19 protein-coding genes are annotated in these 18,760 nt (G+C 67.2%); 13 read left to right on the top strand and 6 right to left on the bottom strand.

What is annotated here, in order from left to right:
* The gene (locus ACZ46K_RS21165; RefSeq protein WP_054806055.1) at positions 1–1,470 is read left to right on the top strand and encodes an MFS transporter; all 1,470 of its coding nucleotides are present in this window, start codon (positions 1–3) and stop codon (positions 1,468–1,470) included.
* A gap of 29 nt (positions 1,471–1,499) precedes the next feature.
* On the opposite strand, the gene yaaA is transcribed toward ACZ46K_RS21165, so the two are convergent.
* Positions 1,500–2,243 carry a peroxide stress protein YaaA gene (yaaA, locus tag ACZ46K_RS21160; protein WP_054806053.1) on the bottom strand — a complete coding sequence of 248 codons (744 nt, stop codon included), beginning with the start codon at positions 2,241–2,243 and terminating at the stop codon, positions 1,500–1,502.
* A gap of 54 nt (positions 2,244–2,297) precedes the next feature.
* Here yaaA and ACZ46K_RS21155 point away from each other — a divergent pair, with 54 nt between their 5' ends.
* The 4 genes from ACZ46K_RS21155 to ACZ46K_RS21140 all read left to right on the top strand — a co-directional run bounded on the left by ACZ46K_RS21155 (position 2,298) and on the right by ACZ46K_RS21140 (position 6,389).
* Positions 2,298–4,040 (top strand): proline--tRNA ligase, encoded by a 1,743-nt coding sequence (locus tag ACZ46K_RS21155; protein WP_464744602.1) that lies wholly within the window; start codon positions 2,298–2,300, stop codon positions 4,038–4,040.
* Positions 4,041–4,088: 48 nt separating this feature from the next.
* Positions 4,089–4,742 (top strand): O-methyltransferase, encoded by a 654-nt coding sequence (locus tag ACZ46K_RS21150; RefSeq protein WP_054806052.1) that lies wholly within the window; start codon positions 4,089–4,091, stop codon positions 4,740–4,742.
* 79 nt (positions 4,743–4,821) lie between these two features.
* Positions 4,822–5,913: an NAD(P)H-dependent amine dehydrogenase family protein gene (locus tag ACZ46K_RS21145; RefSeq protein ID WP_464744599.1), complete on the top strand. Its 1,092-nt coding sequence runs from the start codon at positions 4,822–4,824 to the stop codon at positions 5,911–5,913.
* Complete coding sequence (locus ACZ46K_RS21140; RefSeq protein ID WP_054810777.1) at positions 5,910–6,389, top strand: carboxymuconolactone decarboxylase family protein; 480 nt, start codon at positions 5,910–5,912, stop codon at positions 6,387–6,389. The genes ACZ46K_RS21145 and ACZ46K_RS21140 overlap by 4 nt, the downstream gene beginning before the upstream one ends.
* Positions 6,390–6,405: 16 nt before the next feature.
* Here ACZ46K_RS21140 and ACZ46K_RS21135 read toward each other — a convergent pair whose 3' ends face one another.
* The 3 genes from ACZ46K_RS21135 to ACZ46K_RS21125 all read right to left on the bottom strand — a co-directional run bounded on the left by ACZ46K_RS21135 (position 6,406) and on the right by ACZ46K_RS21125 (position 8,852).
* Positions 6,406–6,840 (bottom strand): VOC family protein, encoded by a 435-nt coding sequence (locus ACZ46K_RS21135; protein ID WP_464744597.1) that lies wholly within the window; start codon positions 6,838–6,840, stop codon positions 6,406–6,408.
* Positions 6,841–6,933: 93 nt separating this feature from the next.
* Positions 6,934–7,605 carry a response regulator gene (locus ACZ46K_RS21130; RefSeq protein ID WP_054810775.1) on the bottom strand — a complete coding sequence of 224 codons (672 nt, stop codon included), beginning with the start codon at positions 7,603–7,605 and terminating at the stop codon, positions 6,934–6,936.
* Positions 7,602–8,852, bottom strand: a complete 1,251-nt coding sequence (locus ACZ46K_RS21125; RefSeq protein ID WP_464744595.1) for a sensor histidine kinase — start codon at positions 8,850–8,852, stop codon at positions 7,602–7,604. The genes ACZ46K_RS21130 and ACZ46K_RS21125 overlap by 4 nt, the downstream gene beginning before the upstream one ends.
* Positions 8,853–9,024: 172 nt before the next feature.
* Here ACZ46K_RS21125 and ACZ46K_RS21120 point away from each other — a divergent pair, with 172 nt between their 5' ends.
* The 3 genes from ACZ46K_RS21120 (at position 9,025) to ACZ46K_RS21110 (ending at position 12,086) form a co-directional block, all read left to right on the top strand.
* A complete protein-coding gene (locus ACZ46K_RS21120) occupies positions 9,025–10,218 on the top strand; it encodes a serine hydrolase domain-containing protein (RefSeq protein WP_464744593.1) in 1,194 nt (397 codons plus the stop codon).
* Between the two features lie 79 nt (positions 10,219–10,297).
* On the top strand, positions 10,298–11,203 hold the full coding sequence (locus ACZ46K_RS21115) for an ABC transporter ATP-binding protein (protein ID WP_054810899.1): 906 nt from the start codon (positions 10,298–10,300) through the stop codon (positions 11,201–11,203).
* 34 nt (positions 11,204–11,237) lie between these two features.
* Complete coding sequence (locus ACZ46K_RS21110; RefSeq protein WP_464744591.1) at positions 11,238–12,086, top strand: ABC transporter permease; 849 nt, start codon at positions 11,238–11,240, stop codon at positions 12,084–12,086.
* A 42-nt stretch (positions 12,087–12,128) separates the two neighbouring features.
* On the opposite strand, the gene ACZ46K_RS21105 is transcribed toward ACZ46K_RS21110, so the two are convergent.
* Together ACZ46K_RS21105 and ACZ46K_RS21100 are read right to left on the bottom strand one after the other, a co-directional pair.
* Positions 12,129–12,575: a ferritin-like domain-containing protein gene (locus ACZ46K_RS21105; RefSeq protein ID WP_464744589.1), complete on the bottom strand. Its 447-nt coding sequence runs from the start codon at positions 12,573–12,575 to the stop codon at positions 12,129–12,131.
* Complete coding sequence (locus ACZ46K_RS21100; RefSeq protein WP_464744588.1) at positions 12,572–12,991, bottom strand: hypothetical protein; 420 nt, start codon at positions 12,989–12,991, stop codon at positions 12,572–12,574. Before ACZ46K_RS21100 ends, ACZ46K_RS21105 begins: the two co-directional genes overlap by 4 nt.
* Positions 12,992–13,219: 228 nt before the next feature.
* On the opposite strand from ACZ46K_RS21100, the gene rimP reads away from it, so the two are divergent.
* From rimP to ACZ46K_RS21075, 5 genes are all read left to right on the top strand, one after another.
* Positions 13,220–13,837, top strand: coding sequence for a ribosome maturation factor RimP (rimP, locus tag ACZ46K_RS21095; protein WP_054807671.1), 618 nt, complete (start codon positions 13,220–13,222; stop codon positions 13,835–13,837).
* Positions 13,834–14,862 (top strand): transcription termination factor NusA, encoded by a 1,029-nt coding sequence (gene nusA, locus ACZ46K_RS21090; protein WP_054807670.1) that lies wholly within the window; start codon positions 13,834–13,836, stop codon positions 14,860–14,862. The genes rimP and nusA overlap by 4 nt, the downstream gene beginning before the upstream one ends.
* A gap of 44 nt (positions 14,863–14,906) precedes the next feature.
* Positions 14,907–15,290 carry a YlxR family protein gene (locus tag ACZ46K_RS21085; RefSeq protein ID WP_464744586.1) on the top strand — a complete coding sequence of 128 codons (384 nt, stop codon included), beginning with the start codon at positions 14,907–14,909 and terminating at the stop codon, positions 15,288–15,290.
* A gap of 92 nt (positions 15,291–15,382) precedes the next feature.
* Positions 15,383–18,328 carry a translation initiation factor IF-2 gene (gene infB, locus ACZ46K_RS21080; protein WP_464744584.1) on the top strand — a complete coding sequence of 982 codons (2,946 nt, stop codon included), beginning with the start codon at positions 15,383–15,385 and terminating at the stop codon, positions 18,326–18,328.
* Between the two features lie 88 nt (positions 18,329–18,416).
* The gene (locus tag ACZ46K_RS21075; protein WP_054806849.1) at positions 18,417–18,707 is read left to right on the top strand and encodes a DUF503 domain-containing protein; all 291 of its coding nucleotides are present in this window, start codon (positions 18,417–18,419) and stop codon (positions 18,705–18,707) included.
* Positions 18,708–18,760: the final 53 nt, after the last annotated feature.

Here is an 18,760-nt window from a genome sequence, read left to right as displayed (position 1 = left end):
ATGACCGACACGTCGAAACAGATGACCACCCGCGCCGTCGCCATCGCGACGCTCGTCCTGAGCGGGCTCCAGCTGATGGTGGTGCTCGACGGCACGGTCGCCAACCTCGCGCTCGCACCGTTGCAGGCCGAACTGGGACTTTCGGACTCCGGCCGCAACTGGGTCCTCACCGCATACGCGCTTGCCTTCGGTGGCCTGATGCTGCTCGGCGGACGGCTCGGCGACAGCTACGGCCGCAAGAAGATGTTCATCGCCGGAGTCGGGGTCTTCACGCTCGCGTCCCTGCTGTGCGGAATCGCGAGCAACGACGTGATGCTGATCGGCGCGCGTGCCTTGCAGGGCGTGGGTGCAGCCGTGGCGTCACCGACGGCCCTCGCCCTGGTGGCGACGACGTTCGCGGCGGGTCCTGCCCGCAACCGGGCGATCGCGGTGTTCGCGGCGATGACAGGTGTCGGATCCATCGCGGGTCTGATCCTCGGCGGGGCACTCACCCAGGTGTCGTGGCGATGGATTTTCCTGATCAATGTGCCGATCGGTGTCGTCATCGTGGTGCTCGCGGTGTTCTCGCTGCGAGAGACCGTGGGCGAGCGACTCGCTCTCGACGTGCCCGGCGCGATTCTTGCGACGCTGGGATGCGCCGGGTTGGTGTTCGCATTGACCGAAGGTCCCGGATTGGGTTGGGGCAGTCCCGCGGTGATCGGGGCACTCATCGCAGGTGTCGTCCTGCTCGGAGCTTTCCTGCTCGTCGAACGTCGTGCAGATAATCCGTTGCTACCGTTCGTGCTGTTCCGCGACAAGAATCGCGTCGCGGTATTCGTGTCGATCTTCTTCGCGGGTGCGGTGATGTTCAGTCTCGCCGCGTTCGTGGCCCTGTTCGTGCAGGACATCCTCGGCTACACCCCGTTGGAGGCCGGCCTCGCGTTCGTTCCGTTCGCATTCGGGCTCGGTGGCGCGGCGGCCGTGTCGTCGAAACTTGTGGCGCGGATCCAGCCGCGCTGGCTGATCGTCACCGGCACCGTCATCATGACCGCGAGCTTGGTGTACGGGTCGGGAATGGACCGCCACGTCGAGTACTTCCCGACCCTGTTCGTGCTGGTGCTCGTCGTCGGGTTCGGTGTCGGACTTGCCGTGGTGCCGCTGCCGCTGTGCGCTGTCGCGGGTGTGGGCCCGCACGAGATCGGGCCGCTGTCGGCCATCGCGCAGGTTGCTCAGACACTCGGGGGGCCAGTGGGCCTCGGCATCATCGGGTCGCTGGCGACATCGAGGGCGTTGTCACTCGGCGGTACGTCCGGTCCGATTGCGACGATGACGGACGCGCAGATCGCGGCGCAGGGGGAGGGCTATCTGTTCGCACTCTTCGGCTGCGCGGTGTGCGCGGTGATCGCGGGTATCGCGGCACTGTTCATCCGGTTCACCCCGGAACAGGTAGCACAGGCACAAGAGGCGGAGAAGGTGGCTCAGACCACCTGACTCGCACGGTCGGGCCGTCCGGCGGGTTGTCAGGTGAGGACGATCAACTCGGTCGGCGATTCGACCTCGACCCGCAACCCGGCCTTCGACGCGACCCGAGCCACACCCTTGACGTCGGTCGGCTCGGCGCGCGTGAGTACCAGTGCTCGCGCAAGCAGACCCTTGTGGTGCTTGTTGAAATGGCTGACCACCTTGCGGGTGCCGTCAGGCTGTTCGGTGAGCACCGTCGCGGTCACCGCGCCGGGTACAGGTCCTAGCTGCTGATAGACACCCGACCGCAGGTCGATGACGAGATCACCGTCCGCTTCCGTCACGATCGCGTCGGACAGCTCCGGGCGCCACAGCGCCGCGAGCGTTCCGAAACCGGGCAGCTTCGATCCGCCCGACAGGCGGTAGGCGGGAACCGGGTCGGCCGCGCGGACTGCGCCGAACAATGCGGATCCCATACCGAGCCTCCGGTAGGCCTTGTCGCGTTGCGCCTTGGTGAAGGAATCGGCGTCGAGCGCGTCGAACAACACTCCCGTGTAGCGGAAGAGCGCCGGCCGAGTCGGGGAGACCCACAGTTTCGCGTTCCGTTCGACCTCGTCGAACTGGGTGGCACCCAATCCGAGAGCACGGCACGAGGCATCCGGATCTGCGGCCAGATCGACGAGGGCCTGTACGAGGAGCTCACGCGTCCCGGTCAGTTGCGGCATCGACAGGTCGCCGAGATCGAGCGGGGCGCCGTCGCCGCCGTCGGACTTCGTCTCGGAAGGGGGAAGAAGCACCAGCACAAACGACAACCGTACCGATCGGGTCGATCGGGTCGCGAGGTAGGCTGACCGATCGTGATCACCCGCATGTCGCACCTGTTCCTCCGCACGCTCCGCGACGACCCGGCCGACGCCGAGGTCGCCAGCCACAAGCTGCTCGTCCGCGCCGGCTACGTGCGCCGCATCGCGCCGGGCGTGTACTCGTGGCTGCCACTGGGCCTGAAGGTGCTGCGCGAGGTGGAACGGGTCGTCCGCGAGGAGATGAACGGCATCGGCGCGCAGGAGATCTCCCTGCCTGCACTGCTCCCGCGCGACCCCTACGAGACGACGAACCGCTGGACCGAGTACGGCCCCGGCCTGTTCCGCCTTCAGGATCGCAAGGGCGGCGATTACCTCCTCGGCCCGACCCATGAGGAGATGTTCGCGCTCACCGTCAAGGGCGAATACAACTCGTACAAGGACTTCCCGGTCACGCTGTATCAGATCCAGACCAAGTACCGCGACGAAGAACGGCCGCGCGCCGGCATTCTGCGCGGCCGCGAATTCACCATGAAGGACTCGTACAGCTTCGACCTCACCGACGAGGGGCTCGCCGAGTCGTACCGCGCACACCGTGACGCATACGAGCGGATCTTCACGCGCCTCGGCGTGAAATACGTGGTCGTGTCCGCGACGTCGGGCGCGATGGGCGGCAGCGCGTCGGAGGAGTTCCTTGCCGAGTCGCCCGCCGGTGAGGACACCTACGTTCGGTGCGTCGAATCCGGGTACGCCGCGAACGTCGAGGCCGTGAAGACCCTGGCCCCGGCACCTGTCCCGATCGAGGGGCAGCCGGAGGCGGTCGTCCACGACACCCCCGACACGCCCACGATCGACACTCTCGTCACTGCGTCCTCTCAGATCCTCGGCCGCGAGGTCGACGCCTCCGAGACGCTCAAGAACATCCTGGTGAAGGTGCGGCAGCCCGGCGGCGAGTGGGAGCTTCTCGGTATCGGTGTCCCGGGCGACCGCGAGGTCGACGACAAGCGTCTCGAAGCCTCCCTCGAGCCGGCCGAGGTCGCTATGCTCGGCGAGTCCGACTTCGCCGCCAATCCGTTCCTCGTCAAGGGGTACATCGGGCCCAAGGCATTGCTGGCCAACGGCGTGCGCTACCTCGTCGACCCCCGGGTCGTCGACGGCAGCTCCTGGATCACCGGCGCCGATCAACACGGCAAGCACGTGTTCGGGCTCGTCGCCGGCCGCGACTTCACCCCCGACGGCACGATCGAGGCGGCAGAGGTGCGCGACGGCGACCCGTCGCCCGACGGAGCCGGACCGCTCGTGTCCGCCCGCGGCATCGAGATCGGTCACGTCTTCCAGCTCGGCCGCAAGTACACCGATGCATTCGAGGTGAACGTCCTCGGGGAGAACGGCAAGCCGGTGCGTCCCACCATGGGCTCCTACGGTGTCGGCGTCTCACGACTCGTCGCCGTGGTCGCCGAGCAGCAGCATGACGACAAGGGCCTGCGCTGGCCTGCAGAGATCGCACCGTTCGACGTGCACCTCGTCATCGCCAACAAGGACGAGCAGGCCCGCGCGGGCGCCGAGGCACTCGCGCAGGAACTCTCCGACGCCGGCGTCGACCTGCTCTTCGACGACCGCAAGGCATCGCCGGGCGTGAAGTTCAAGGACTCCGAGCTGCTCGGAATGCCGCTCGTCGTCGTGGTCGGCCGCGGTTTCGCAGACGGTCACGTCGAACTGCGCGACCGCTTCACCGGCGAGGCCCGCGAGGTGCCCGTCGCGGATGCGGTGAGCGAGGTTCTCGCAGCGACCCGCCGCTGACACGACCGACGGCTGCCGATGAGGTGGTGACGGGGGAGACTGTGTTCCATGGCTGCTGACTGGGAACACACCGACACGTACCTCTCCGACCTCCTCATCGGCAACGACCGAGCCACCGAGTCCGCGCTCGCGGCGAACGCCGAGGCCGGTCTGCCCGCCATCGACGTCTCACGCATGCAGGGCAAGTTCCTGCACCTGCTCGCACGCGCGATGGGCGCACGGACGATCCTCGAGATCGGCACGCTCGGTGGGTACAGCACGATCTGGCTCGCGCGGGCCGTCGGCGACGAAGGGCGCGTGACCACACTCGAATTCGAGCCCCGCCACGCCGAGGTTGCCCGTGCGAACCTGGACCGCGCCGGCGTCGGCGGAGTCGTCGACATCCGCGTCGGCCCCGCCCTGGACTCGTTGCCGCATCTCGAGGGCCCGTTCGATCTCGTGTTCATCGACGCGGACAAGGAGAACAACTCCAACTACGTGCGTGAGGCACTGCGGCTCACCCGCCCGGGCAGCGTCATCATCGTCGACAACGTCGTCCGCGGCGGTGCGATCGCGGACCCGGATCAGGACGACGAACGGGTCCGTGCGTCTCGGGATGTCCTTGCATTGTTCGCATCCGAACCTCGCCTCGACGCGACTGCACTGCAGACGGTGGGGGCGAAGAACTGGGATGGTTTCGCGATGGCGCTGGTCGTCCACTGAGGGCGCTGCCGGACAGGATCTCTCCGAATTGTCCTGATCCGCCACGAGAACCTGTTCCAGTGTCGTAATGTGCGCAGCCATGATCTCCACGGTCGTCTGGGGCACAGGAAACGTCGGGCGCGCGGCTGTTCGCGCCGTCGATGCTCACCCCGAACTCGAGCTGACAGCGGTTCTCGTCCACAACCCGGACAAGGTCGGGCGCGACGCCGGGGACCTGGGTGATCTCGGCCGTGAGATCGGTGTCAGGGCGAGAGCAGATATCGACGCCGTGCTGTCCGAGTGTCCCGCCGCCGTCGTGTACGCGGCGACCGGTGACATCCGGCCCGACGATGCCTTCGCCGACATCCTCCGTGCGCTCCGCACCGGTGCCGTCGTCGTCACCCCCGCGCTGTTCCCGCTGTACGACCACCGCAGTGCACCGCCCGAGATGAGAGAGCCGATCCTGGCGGCGATCGCGGAGGCAGGCGGGTCGCTGTTCGTGTCGGGTATCGACCCGGGGTGGGGCAACGACGTGCTGCCGCTGCTGCTCAGCGGACTCGGTACGACGGTCGAGGGCATCCGCTGCCAGGAGATCTTCGATTACTCGACCTACGACCAGCCCGACTCGGTGCGGTATCTCGTCGGGATGGGTCAGCCGATGGACTACGAACCACCGATGCTCGCGCCGTCGATCCCGACGATGGTGTGGGGCGGACAGGTGCGGTTGATGGCGCGAGGCCTCGGCGTCGAACTCGACGAGATCCGTGAGGTCTTCGACCGGCGGGCCCTCGACGACACCATCACCACCGCGACGATGGGCGACTTCGAGGCGGGCACACAGGGCGCGGTGCGATTCGAGCTGCAGGGCATCATCGGCGGACGGCCCCGAATCGTCATCGAACACGTCACCCGCATCCACCCGAATTGCGCGCCGGACTGGCCGGTTCCACCCGACGGCGGTGCGGGCGCACACCGGGTGATCATCGAGGGACGACCTCGGATCGAAGTCAGTATCGAGGCCGACGACGAAGGCGGGAGCCGGGCGGCCGGCGGCAATGCGACGGCAGTGGGTCGGCTCGTCGGCGCGATCGACTGGCTCGTCGAGCACGAACCCGGCCTCTACGACGCGCTCGAAGTTCCGCTGCGCCCCGCGATCGGCAAACTCGCCGCTGCGGAAGGAGCCCCCGCATGATCATCGACATCCCCGAGGGCAAGGACCCGATCGGCTATGTCTGGGCCGAGATGGTCCCCGGGATCGGGATCCCCGCTTCCCAGTTCTCGCTCTCCGTGTACGAGCACTCGACCATCGACCTGCGCGCGTTCGAAGCCGCGCGGCTACGGATCGCGCAGATCAACGGATGTGTTTTCTGCCAGGACTGGCGCACCGAACGGGACGGAGTCAAGGTCGAGCCCGGTTTCGACCGAGACGTCGAGAACTGGCGCACCACCGAGCACTTCGACGAGCGAACACGACTCGCCACCGAGTACGCCGAGCGATACGCGCTCGATCACCACGGTCTCGACGACGCGTTCTGGGTGCGGATGAAGGCCCACTACACCGACGCCGAGATCGTCGAGTTGTCGATGAGCATCGGATCGTGGCTGGCGTTCGGTCGGCTCAATCACGTGCTCGGGTTGGACACCGCCTGCGTACTACCCGGGCACTGACCGACACGACGAATGATCAGGGTGCGCCGAATACCACGTCCCCGGTGTAGCCGATCATCCACTGCACGCCGTACTTGTCGGTGCACATGCCGAAGCGCTCGGCCCATTCCACCTTCCCCAGTGGCATGGACACCTCACCGCCCTCGGACAGTCCGTCGAACACCCGGTCGGCTTCCTCGGCGCTGTCGGCGTCGATCGAGATCGCGAAATTCGTTCCGGCGGTGACGGTACCCATCGCCTCGGGTACGTCGGATCCCATGAGCGTGCTGTCGCCCAACGGGAGTGCGACGTGGGCGACGCCGTTCTTCTGTTCCTCGGTCAACTCCATGTCGCCGGTGTCCATGTCGCTGAAGCGTGCCAGCTGTAGTTCGCCGCCGAAGACGGATCGGTAGAAGGTGAATACTTCTTCGGTGTTGCCGTTGAAATTCAGGTACGGGTCGACTGATTTCATGATGTGCTCCCATATCGCTGTACGGACGGTCGCGCACCCGCAGTCTAGTGCGCCGATACGCTGCCAACAGGACGAACGACGTCGGTCGAACGGTCAACTCTCCTGCCATCCAGGCCGCACCAGACCGGATTCGTAGGCCAGCACCACCAACTGGGTCCGGTCCCGCGCACCGAGCTTGAGCAAGATCCGGCTCACATGGGTACGCACCGTCGCGGGGCTCAGGAACAGTCGGTCGCCGATCTCACGGTTGGTCAGGCCCTCGGCGACCAGAACCATCACCTCCCGCTCCCTCTCGGTGAGCCGCTCGAGTCCCGGCGCGGGCGGCGCCTGCTTCGTGTGTGCGGCGAACTCCGCCACCAACTTTCGTGTCACCGACGGCGAGAGCAGCGCATCTCCCTCTGCCACGACCCGTACCGCACGAACCAGATCTGCCGGTTCGGTGTGTTTGACGAGGAAACCGGTCGCGCCCACCCGCATCGCTTCGAAGACGTACTCGTCGAGTTCGAATGTCGTCAACACCACCACCCGCACCGAGGACAGTTCGGGGTGGGCCACGATTCGAGCCGTGGCAGCGAGTCCGTCGAGATGTGGCATGCGGATATCCATCAGCACCACGTCCGGGACGAGTGTCTCGGTCATGGCCACCGCAGCCTCGCCGTCGGCGGCCTCTCCGACCACGGTGATGCCGTCCTGTGCGTCGAGCAGCGCAACGAACCCGGCCCGCACGAGCGCCTGATCGTCGGCCACCACAACCCGGATCGTCATCCGGTCACCTCATGCTCGTGGGGGAGTGGCCACTCGGCGCGAACCCGGAAACCGCCGTCGGGCCGCGGTCCCGCAGAGAACGTACCGCCGAGCGCGCGTGCCCGCTCACGCATACCGGCGATACCGTTGCCGCCGCCGCCGACGTCGGATGGACCGGACTCCTCGAGCGTCGGTGGAGTCTTGGTGCCGAAGCGATTGTCGACGTTGATGAGGAGGCGCTGCGCGGTATAGGTGACGGTGACGGTCGCGGGTGCGCCGCCCGCGTGGCGCGCCACGTTCGTCAGAGACTCCTGCACGATCCGCGTCGCGGCGACATCGATGAGATTCGGCACGCGGACCGGCACACCTCGCACCTGGGTCTCGACTTCCACGCCGGCAACACGTGCGCGGTCGACGACAGCATCGAGATCGGCGATCCGGGGCGCCGGCGTGGTCTGCACTCCCTCGCCGCCACTGCGCAACGAGGCGAGAAGCGCGTGTACCTCGTCGATCGCCTCGCGGCTGGTGGTTTTGATCGTGCTCAGAGCGGGACGCGCCTGCTCGGGATGCGCATCGAACAACTCGAGCGCGACCGACGACTGCACGTGGATCAACGACAGACTGTGTGCCAGCACGTCGTGCAGTTCGCGCGCGATCTCGAGTCGTTCCTCGCTCGCGTGTCGTCGGCGTTCCTCCGCGGTCGATCGCTCGGCGGCCGCCAGTCGTTCCTGCCGGGCGAGGCGGGCGGTGCGGCGTTGCCGAATGATCTCCGCCAGTGCGACGAGCACCAGCAGCCACGCCGCGATGCCGGCGGCCTGGATCGCACTCGGTGGCTCTGCGGGGAAGATCGCCGGTCCGCCCCACACGAAATACGCATAGCCCATCGCAGGCAGCGGATACGTACGCCATCGTGATCCGACGGTGCTCGCGGTGAGGAACGCGACGATCAGCGACAGGAACACCGGACCGTACCCGTAGCCGCGCGAAAAATACGTCGCGGTCGCGGCCAGGACGATGAGCAGCACCGTCATCGGATACCGACGCCGCACCAGCAGAGCGATCGGACCGACCAGCAGCAGGACGTACCCGACGGTGTCGAGCGGGACTGCCTGTGTCTGATCGATGTTCGCAGCGCGGCTGCCGATGAGTTGGATCACCGCTATGGCCGCGGCCGATCCCACATCGATCAGCAACAATGCCCGGCCGGCCGGTGGAAAGACCCGGTCGAGCCAGGAGAGACCGCCCGCGGTGCCGCCGGTAGTGACCACAAGCCCGAAGGTAGACCAGCGGGAAGTGTGCTGTCATCGTCCGCGGCGCGTAGCACAGCGGACGCCTCGAGGCCGATGGCGTGAACCGCATATGGAAACCTCGCCGACACGTCATGCTGAAAGCGCGCCGCTGTCCCAGCGCTCTGGTGGACGACACAACTGGGGATGTCGCATGACCATCGATCTGCACGGTACGGCGCGACTCTCGCGCTCACTGATCACCGTCGTCTTCGTGGCGACCGTCGCCGTCCTCGCCGCGGCGTGCTCGACGTCCCCGGCCGACGAACGGGTGCCCGCCCGATCGGCCACTGTCACCCGTCCGGCTGCGCCCGAGGGGACGCTCCCCGCCCCCCTCCGGACAGCACTGCAGGGCGCACTCGATCGGACGGTGACCGAATACGGGGTGCCCGGAGCCGCCGTGGGCGTATGGGTTCCGGGTGAAGGCACCTGGATTGCGACGGTCGGCACCGCAGACATCGAGGGCGAGGTCGCTGTCACCACCGACATGACCTGGCCACTGCGGAGTATCACCAAGTCGTACACCGTCACCCTCATCCTCCAATTGGTGGACGAGGGCACGATCGGTCTCGACGACACGATCGACCAGTACGTCGACGGCGTCACGGACGGAGACAGGATCACTCTCCGAGAACTTGCCGGGATGTCCAGTGGCAACGCCGACTACACCGACGACAGATTTGTCGAAGTGTTCTCCGAGGACCCCGCGAGGATCTTCACGCTCGATGAGTTGAACAGTTTCGTGCTCGGTGCGCCGGCGCAGTTCGCACCCGGGGAGAAAAAGGTCTACACCAACGCGAACACCAACCTGCTCGGCGCCGTCGTCGAGCAGGCAACGGGGCAGCAGTTCGCCGACGTCCTCGACGAGCGCATCCTGAGGCCCCTCGGGCTGGAAGGCACCGAGTACGTCCTCGACGCCGCGCAGTGGGCCGATCCACATCCACTCGGGTACGCGGAGGATGAGGGAGGTCTCGAGGAGCAGCCCGACAACCTGTCGATCTTCGGGCCGGCCGGCTCCATGATCAGCAACCTCGACGACGGTCGAGTGTGGGGCGAGGTCCTTGCCACCGGCATGCTCCTGCAGCCGGAGACCCAAGCCGAGCGGCAACAAGGGGCGCCGTTGGACGTGGGGCCACCGTACGACATCTATGCCCTCGGGATCGGCGAGACGGCAGGATGGTGGGGGCACAACGGCGAGGGCCTCGGTTTCACGGCGGCCATCTTCCACAACCCCGATTCGGGCGCGACCGTCGTGGTCTACATGAACGAATCCGACGTCGTGCCGGAAGCCCACCCTGCCGATCAGATGTTCCGCCGTACGGCAGAGATCCTCGGATCGGGCCGCTGACCCATGGTCCGCGACACGTACGTCATGTGACGCCTCGAGGCCGATGTGCCGACATGCTCGTGCAGCGCATTGTCGAATCATGTCGAACGAAATCGTGGTCACAGACCGACTGACCAAGCGATACGGCACGCAGACCGCCGTGGATTCGGTCGATCTACACGTACACGGTGGCGAGGTCTACGGATTCCTCGGTCCCAACGGCGCCGGAAAGACGACGACGCTGCGTATGTTGGCCGGGCTCGTCCGGCCCACCTCGGGATCCGCGATGGTCTTCGGACGCGCTCCGGGAACACCCGCCGTCGCGTCGCGCGCGGGTGTGCTCATCGAGTCCCCGGGCTTCTATCCGTATCTGTCCGGCCGCGACAACCTCCGGGTGCTTGCCCGATACCGGGCCCTGCAGGACATGCATGTCGAGGCGGCACTGCACCGTGTCGGCCTGCTGGATCGCGGCGACGACCCGTACCGCACCTACTCGATGGGTATGAAACAGCGACTCGGCGTTGGTGCCGCATTGCTCGGTGAGCCGGAGTTGCTGATCCTCGACGAACCCACCAACGGCCTGGACCCTGCGGGGATGGCCGAGATGCGCGACCTCGTCGTCGACCTCGCCGACCACGGTCATGCGGTGCTGTTGTCGAGTCACATGCTCGCCGAGGTCCAAGAGGTGTGCGACCGCGTCGGAGTCATTTCGCACGGCCGCCTCGTTGCTGAATCCACTGTCGCCGATCTGCGCGGCGACAGCAGACTTGCCGTCCGAGCCGAGCCTCTCGATGAGGCGCACAGGGTCCTTGCGCTGCTGGTGTCGCCCGCCGCGCTCGGTCGCGACGGGGACCTGCTGCTCGTCGACATCGACGAAGAGCGGACACCCGGACTGGTGCGGGCATTGGTCGGTGCCGGAATCGAACTGCACGAACTGACCCGACGTGAGCAGTCGCTCGAAGACGTCTTCTTCCGCATGACCACCGACGCACACGAACAGTCGTGAACGAGTAGTTCATGGGCTGCGACAAGGAGCTGTGATGAACACCTTGATTGCCGGGACTCGCGCAGAGCTGCAACGTCTGCGGACATGGCCGACGATGTGGGTACTGCTCGCGTCGTGGATCGTGCTGAACCTCGTCTTCCTGTACGTCTTCGACTACATCACCTTCCGAACCGGGGGAACGACCGGTATGTCGAGCACCGCACCTGCGGAGGTGCTGCTGGATCGGATGCTGCCTGATGCTGTGCCCTCGGTCTTCACCCAGGGGATGGCGATGTTCGGCGGTGCCCTGATGTTGATACTCGGCGCCCTCACCGTCGGCAGCGGATACGGCTGGGGCACCTGGAAGACGGCCTTCACCCAGGGGTCGTCGCGGACAGCGGTGATCGGTGCGACCTTGGCGATGCTCGGCGCCGTGGTCCTCGTTCTCGTGGTCGCCGTGTGCGTGATCGATCTGGGGGTCGCGGCGCTCATCGCGGGCGTCGAATCCCGATCCGCCGCACTTCCGGACCCGGGATCACTACTGCGGGCGCTCGGCGCCGGTGCATTGATTCTGGGGATGTGGACGAGCGCCGGGGCGCTGATCGGCGCGGTCGCGCGTGGACCCGCCCTCTCGGTCGGGCTCGGGCTGGTATGGGTCCTCGTCGTCGAGAATCTGCTGCGCGGCGTCGGTGCGGTCCTCGAACCGATGACGTTGGTGACCGACTGGCTGCCCGGCACCGCGGCGGGGTCGCTGGCCGGTGCACTGCGCGGTGGCGCTGCGGGTGACGCGACACCGGGTGTCGTGGACATTCTGAGCGGCCCGACCGCCGCGGGCGTGCTCGCGGTCTACATCCTTGTGTTCACGGCCGGAACGGTGTGGTGGATGCGCCGCCAGGAAGTGTGACCGTGTGTCGTCTGCCGAGGGGGTCGGCCAGGTCGCAGGTCCTCAGGACCGACCGGGGAACGGCACCGACGGCGGAACGATGCCGAGGTGCGTCCGCCAGTGCGCGGCACGCACCGCGGTGTCGGTGAGTGCCTCGATCGCGTTCGCCCGGGCCGGTTCGCTTCGAGCCCGCTCGACCACCGAGCGCCACGCGACCGCGGTGTCGGTTTCGATCTGCAGTGCGAGTCGTGCGGCACTTGACGGGTCGATGACAGGAAACGGCACCGTGTATCCGGGTGCCGCGACCGGCGGATCTACACCGACCGAGATCAACGCGTCGATCGTGGCGTCGCGCCGCGCACGATGCGCCGCGGTATCGGTCGCCACGTCGTCGGCACGAGCCGGGTCCGCGAATGCGGACACGACGCCGTACCCGAACACAGCGGAGTGTTCGGCCGCGAGGGCATCGACGAGGGATTGCTGTTCGGGACCGAGTTCGGGCGATGTCACGGCAGCAGCACCGCCGTCTCGACCGCGCACGCGGCGCTGATGGAGGCGAGCATCCCCGCGCGGAACCCTTGGAGGGTGCGGCCGACATCAGCCGCGCTGCGCTGCGACTGTGTCAGGCGCTCGCGTAGCAGTTCGACGGTCGGACCTTCTCCGGGCGTAGAGGTCGTGGTCGTCGACGAGGGCGGGGTGTAACTCGTCGTGGCACCTGCCGCGCGAGCGATCTCGGCTACGAGCGCGTCGGCGTGTGCCGTGCGCTCGGAGCTGATCGTGGTCAGTGATTCAGCGAGATCGGGGACGAGAACAACCAGCGCGGTCGCGGTCGACGCATCGGTGCGGGCACGCGCGGCCTGGGCGAGCAACGGGTCGGGTTCCGGCTCGCTGTCGTCGGTGATTCCGCACCCGGTGACGGCCGCCACCGAGACTCCTCCTGCTGCAGCCGAGCACCATCGCAACAGTGTTCGTCGGGACATCGAGGATCGCGTCACTGGCATCGGCACCGGACCATCCTGCCAGTCGGGTGTGACGGACAACGACCCCGGCCTGGTCACGGCGCGGCGAATTGCACGTTAGGCTGGATATCTGCCGGAACGACCGTCCCGGCCGGTGTCCGCTGCGATCACAACTGAACGAGGAGCCCGCTCACCATGCCTGTGCCACCCCCGGAGAGGATCGTCGAGCTCGTCACGGATCTTCTCGACAACGAGGGCTACGACCTCGAGGACGTGGTCGTGACCGCCGCCGGAAAGCACAGCACCGTTCGTCTGATGGTCGACAGTGATGCGGGCCTCGGACTCGACGAGGCGGCCCGCCTGAGCCGTCTGGTGTCCGAAGCGTTCGATTCCGTCTCCGATTTCGGGGAGTCCCCGTACGTCCTCGAAGTGACGAGTCCGGGCATCGGCAGGCCGATGACGCTCGATCGGCACTGGCGGCGCGCTCAGGGCCGCAAGGCTCGGATCGAGACGGCCGACGAGACGTTCGTCGCCCGGATCGGCGAGCTCGTCGGCGACACCATTCGAGTGGTGGCGTCCGACAAGCAGGGTCCTTTCGTTCGATCCCTGCCGCTGTCCGACGTACGCACGGCGGTGGTCGAGATCGAGTTCTCACCCCCGAATCCGCGAGAGCTGGAACTGGCCGGTGGACTGCCGGACGGGCGCGTGCAGGCCGGTGAGATCGACGAGAACGCGGTCGGCGACACGGCAGACGACGACGAGAACGCGGTGGACGACGGCACCGAAAGCAACGAACTGAGGATGGACAAGTGAATATCGAAATTGCGGCTCTGCGGATGCTGGAGTCGGAGAAGAACATTCCGTTCGACGAGCTCATCGAGACGCTCGAGACGGCGTTGCTCACCGCCTACCGGCATGTCGACGGACATCAGCCGCACGCGCGGGTCGTGGTCGATGTCAAGACCGGGGCGATCCAGGTGCTCGCCGAGGAACGCGACGAGGACGGCAACGTCATCGCCGAATGGGACGACACCCCCGAGAACTTCGGGCGCATCGCCGCGACCACTGCCCGCCAGGTGATCATGCAGCGGATCCGCGACGCGGAGCACGAGCAGCGGTTCGGTGAGTTCTCCACTCACGAGGGTGAGATCGTCAGCGGTGTCGTCCAGCGCGACTCACGCGCCAACGCCCGCGGCATGGTGGTCGTCAAGATCGGCGGCGACGCCAGCACCACCGAAGGACTGATCCCGCCGGCCGAGCAGGTGCCGGGAGAGAGCTACGAACACGGCGACCGCATCAAGTGCTATGTCGTGGGTGTCTCGCGCGGCCAACGCGGACCGCAGATCACCCTGTCCCGCACGCACCCGAACCTGGTTCGCAAGCTGTTCGCCCTCGAAGTTCCCGAGATCGCCGACGAGTCCGTCGAGATCGTCGCGGTCGCGCGGGAGTCCGGCCACCGTTCGAAGATCGCTGTGCACTCGGTCGTGCCCGGGCTCAACGCGAAGGGCGCGTGCATCGGACCGATGGGTCAGCGCGTGCGCAACGTGATGCGCGAACTCGGCGAAGAGAAGATCGACATCATCGACTTCGACGAGGACCCCGCGAAGTTCGTCGGCAACGCATTGTCGCCGTCGAAGGTGGTTTCCGTCACGGTCGTGGACCCGGATGCGCGCGCTGCACGGGTGGTCGTTCCCGACTTCCAGTTGTCGCTCGCGATCGGCAAGGAAGGGCAAAACGCACGTCTCGCAGCGCGCCTGACCGGGTGGCGAATCGACATTCGGAGCGACGCTGCACCCGTCGAGGCAGAGGGTGCCGGTGACTCCCCGACAGGCAGGTGAAGGTGGGATGCGGGATTTCGGGCAAAACAGCGGTACAGTGGTCGATGGTTCAGCATGACCTGCCCTCCGTCGGCCCGGAGCGCACCGGCCCGGTGCGCACTTGCGTCGGATGTCGGCAGCGAACGCTGGCTGCCGAACTGCTGAGAGTCGTGGCGCGAGGCTCGGAACCGGAAGGTTTCGTGGTCGTCCCCGATTCGGGGCGCAGGCTTTCAGGGCGAGGTGCATGGATGCATCCCACCGTGGAGTGTCTGAACCTGGCCGTTCGGCGTCGAGCATTCGGCAGAGCACTGAAGGTGTCCGGAGGTCCGGATATCTCAGCGCTGGATCAGCTGGTCGGGTCCATGGCGGAGAGGTCGCACAACGACCCCGACGGCAGGACACCAACAGTGACATCGAACTCTGAGAAGAACAGGCACGAACACTCATGAGCACACCGTGAAGCACCAGCGATGAACGTCCATCGGAGATAACCCGAGGTCGTGCGGGCATTGGCCGCTCGACCTCATCAGTGAGGAGAGCAGTGGCAGGCAAGGCCCGCGTGCACGAGTTGGCAAAAGAACTCGGTGTCACAAGTAAGGAACTACTCGCAAAGCTCAAGGAGCAAGGCGAGTTCGTGAAGTCAGCGTCTTCGACGGTGGAGCCCCCGGTGGCACGCCGCCTGCGTGATTCGTTCGGGAAGGCGAATGGCGACGACGCCCCGACGGCGAAGTCCGCTCCCAGCCCCGGCCCGCGTCCCGGCGCACCGCGTCCGGGTCCGCGCCCGGCAGCTCCGGCACCCGCAGCTCCGGCACCCGCAGCTCCAGCTGCTGCCGCGCCTGCAGCTCAGGAGAAGGAAACGCCGGCGGCCCAGACCCCGGCACCGGCCCCTTCGGCACGGCCGAGGCCCGGTGCCCCCAAGCCCGCAGCTCCGGCTCCCGCAGCTCCGGCCCCCGCCGCGCCTGCAGCTGCAGCTCCGGCGCCTGCAGCTCCGGCCGCCCAGGAAGCTCCGCAGGCGGAGGCTCAGGCTTCCGCTGCGAAGCCGGCACCGAAGGCTCCGACGCCGGGTCCGAAGCCGGCCCCGCGTCCGGGTCCGAAGTCCCCGCGCGTCGGTAACAACCCGTACTCGTCCGCTCCTGCCGAGCGGCCCGCTCCGCGCCCGGCCGGTCCCCGTCCGGGACCCGGCGGACCGCGTCCCGCTCCCGGTCAGGGCGGCCCCCGCCCGACTCCGGGCCAGGGACGTCCGGCCGCCGGTGGTCAGCGTCCGGCTCCGGGCCAGGGCGGTCCCCGTCCGGCTCCCGGCCAGGGCGGACCTCGTCCGTCCCCCGGTTCCATGCCTCCGCGCCCGAACCCGGGTGCGATGCCGCAGCGTGCTGCGCGTCCGGCCGCGGCCGGACGTCCGGGTCGCCCGGGCGGCGCACCCGGCGGTCGTCCCGGCGGTGGCGGCGGCTACCGCGGTGGCGGAGCCGGTGGTGGTGCAGGCGGCGGCGCCGGTGCAGGTGCCGGTGCAGGTGCTCCCGGCGGCTTCCGGGGTCGTCCCGGTGGCGGCGGCGGTGGCCGTGGACGCGGCGGTGCAGCCGGTGCGTTCGGTCGTCCCGGTGGAGCTCCGCGTCGTGGCCGTAAGTCGAAGCGGCAGAAGCGGCAGGAATACGATTCGATGCAGGCGCCCGCCGTCGGTGGCGTGCGGCTGCCACGCGGCAGCGGTGAGACAATTCGTCTCGCACGTGGCGCGTCGTTGTCCGACTTCGCGGAGAAGATCGACGCGAACCCGGCAGCACTCGTGCAGGCCCTCTTCAACCTGGGCGAGATGGTCACGGCCACTCAGTCGGTCAACGATGAGACGCTCGAGCTGCTCGGCTCGGAGATGAACTACGTCGTGCAGGTCGTCTCGCCCGAGGACGAGGACCGCGAACTGCTCGAGTCGTTCGACATCCAGTACGGCGAGGATGAAGGCGGCGAGGAAGAGCTCCAGCAGCGTCCTCCGGTGGTCACGGTCATGGGTCACGTCGACCACGGCAAGACCCGACTGCTCGACACCATCCGTAAGGCCAACGTCCGTGAGGCGGAGGCCGGTGGCATCACGCAGCACATCGGTGCCTACCAGGTCATGACACACCTCAACGGTGAAGATCGCCTGATCACCTTCATCGACACCCCGGGTCACGAGGCGTTCACCGCTATGCGTGCCCGCGGTGCGAAGTCGACCGACCTCGCGATTCTCGTGGTCGCGGCGGACGACGGTGTCATGCCGCAGACCGTCGAGGCGATCAACCACGCACAGGCGGCCGACGTGCCGATCGTCGTCGCGGTGAACAAGATCGACAAGGAGGGCGCGAACCCGGACAAGATCCGGCAGCAGCTCACCGAGTACGGCCTGGTCACCGAGGAATACGGCGGCGACACCATGTTCGTCGACATCTCCGCGAAGCAGGGTCTGCACATCGACGAACTGCTCGAGGCCGTGCTGCTCACCGCAGACGCGTCCCTCGACCTGCGGGCGAACCCGGACATGGAGGCGCAGGGCGTCGCCATCGAGGCGCACCTCGACCGCGGTCGCGGTCCGGTGGCCACGGTCCTGATCCAGCGCGGCACCCTGCGTGTCGGCGACTCCATCGTCGCCGGCGACGCGTACGGCCGCGTGCGGCGCATGGTCGACGAGTTCGGTGAGGACGTGCACGAGGCGCTTCCGTCGCGGCCCGTCCAGGTCATCGGCTTCACGTCGGTGCCCGGTGCAGGTGACAACCTGGTCGTCGTCGAGGAAGACCGCATCGCCCGGCAGATCGCCGACCGGCGCAATGCGCGCAAGCGCAACGCTCTGGCCGCGAAGAGCCGCAAGCGGATCAGCCTCGAGGATCTCGATGCAGCTCTCAAGGAGCACAACGAGCTCAACCTCATCCTCAAGGGCGACAACTCGGGTACCGTCGAGGCCCTCGAAGAGGCGCTCATGGGTATCGAGATCGACGACGAGGTGCGTCTGCGGGTCATCGACCGCGGTGTCGGTGGAGTCACCGAGACCAACGTCAACCTCGCTGCGGCGTCGAACGCCGTGATCATCGGCTTCAACGTTCGCGCCGAAGGCAAGGCCACGGAGCTGGCGAACCGCGAGGGCGTCGACATCCGCTACTACTCGATCATCTACCAGGCGATCGACGAGGTGGAGAAGGCTCTCAAGGGCATGCTCAAGCCGATCTACGAGGAGGTCGAGCTCGGCCGCGCCGAGATCCGTGCGATCTTCAAGTCGTCGAAGGTCGGCAACATCGCCGGTTGCCTCGTGCAGTCGGGAATCGTCAAGCGCAACGCCAAGGCACGTCTGCTCCGCGACAACAACGTGGTTGCGGAGACCGTCACGATCTCGTCGCTGCGGCGTGAGAAGGACGACGTCGTCGAGGTGCGCGAAGGCTACGAATGTGGTCTCACGGTCACCTACTCCGACATCAAGGTCGGCGATGTGATCGAGGCGTACGAGTTGCGCGAGAAGCCGCGCGACTGACACATCTCGACCGGTGGCGGTGGACGACCATGTCGTCCGCCGCCACGGGCGTGTCGAGAGATCCGGATCCGACGGGGAAGGGCCGACGATGTATCTGGGAGCGCTCGAGCTGGACATCCTCCTGGGCGACGTCCATTCGCTCAAGGGGAAGCGATCGCTGATCAGGCCGGTTCTCGCTGAGTTGCGTCGTCTGGGTGTATCGGCATCGGAGACCGGAGACCAGGATCTGCATCGACGCACGAAGCTCGGTGTGGCAGTGGCCGCACCCGACCTCGCGCACGTACGCGAGATACTCGACAAGTGTGAGAATCTCGCCGCGGACCGTCCCGAACTGGAACTGCTCTCCACCAGACGAAGAGTGTTCGGCCCGGAAGACTGACGGACCGACAGAACACAGAGAGTGGTCGCCGCAGACCGGCGACCGAGGAGGAA

The organism is Rhodococcus sp. JCM 9793 (assembly GCF_055380405.1).
This window is presented reverse-complemented; position numbering and strand designations above follow the sequence as displayed.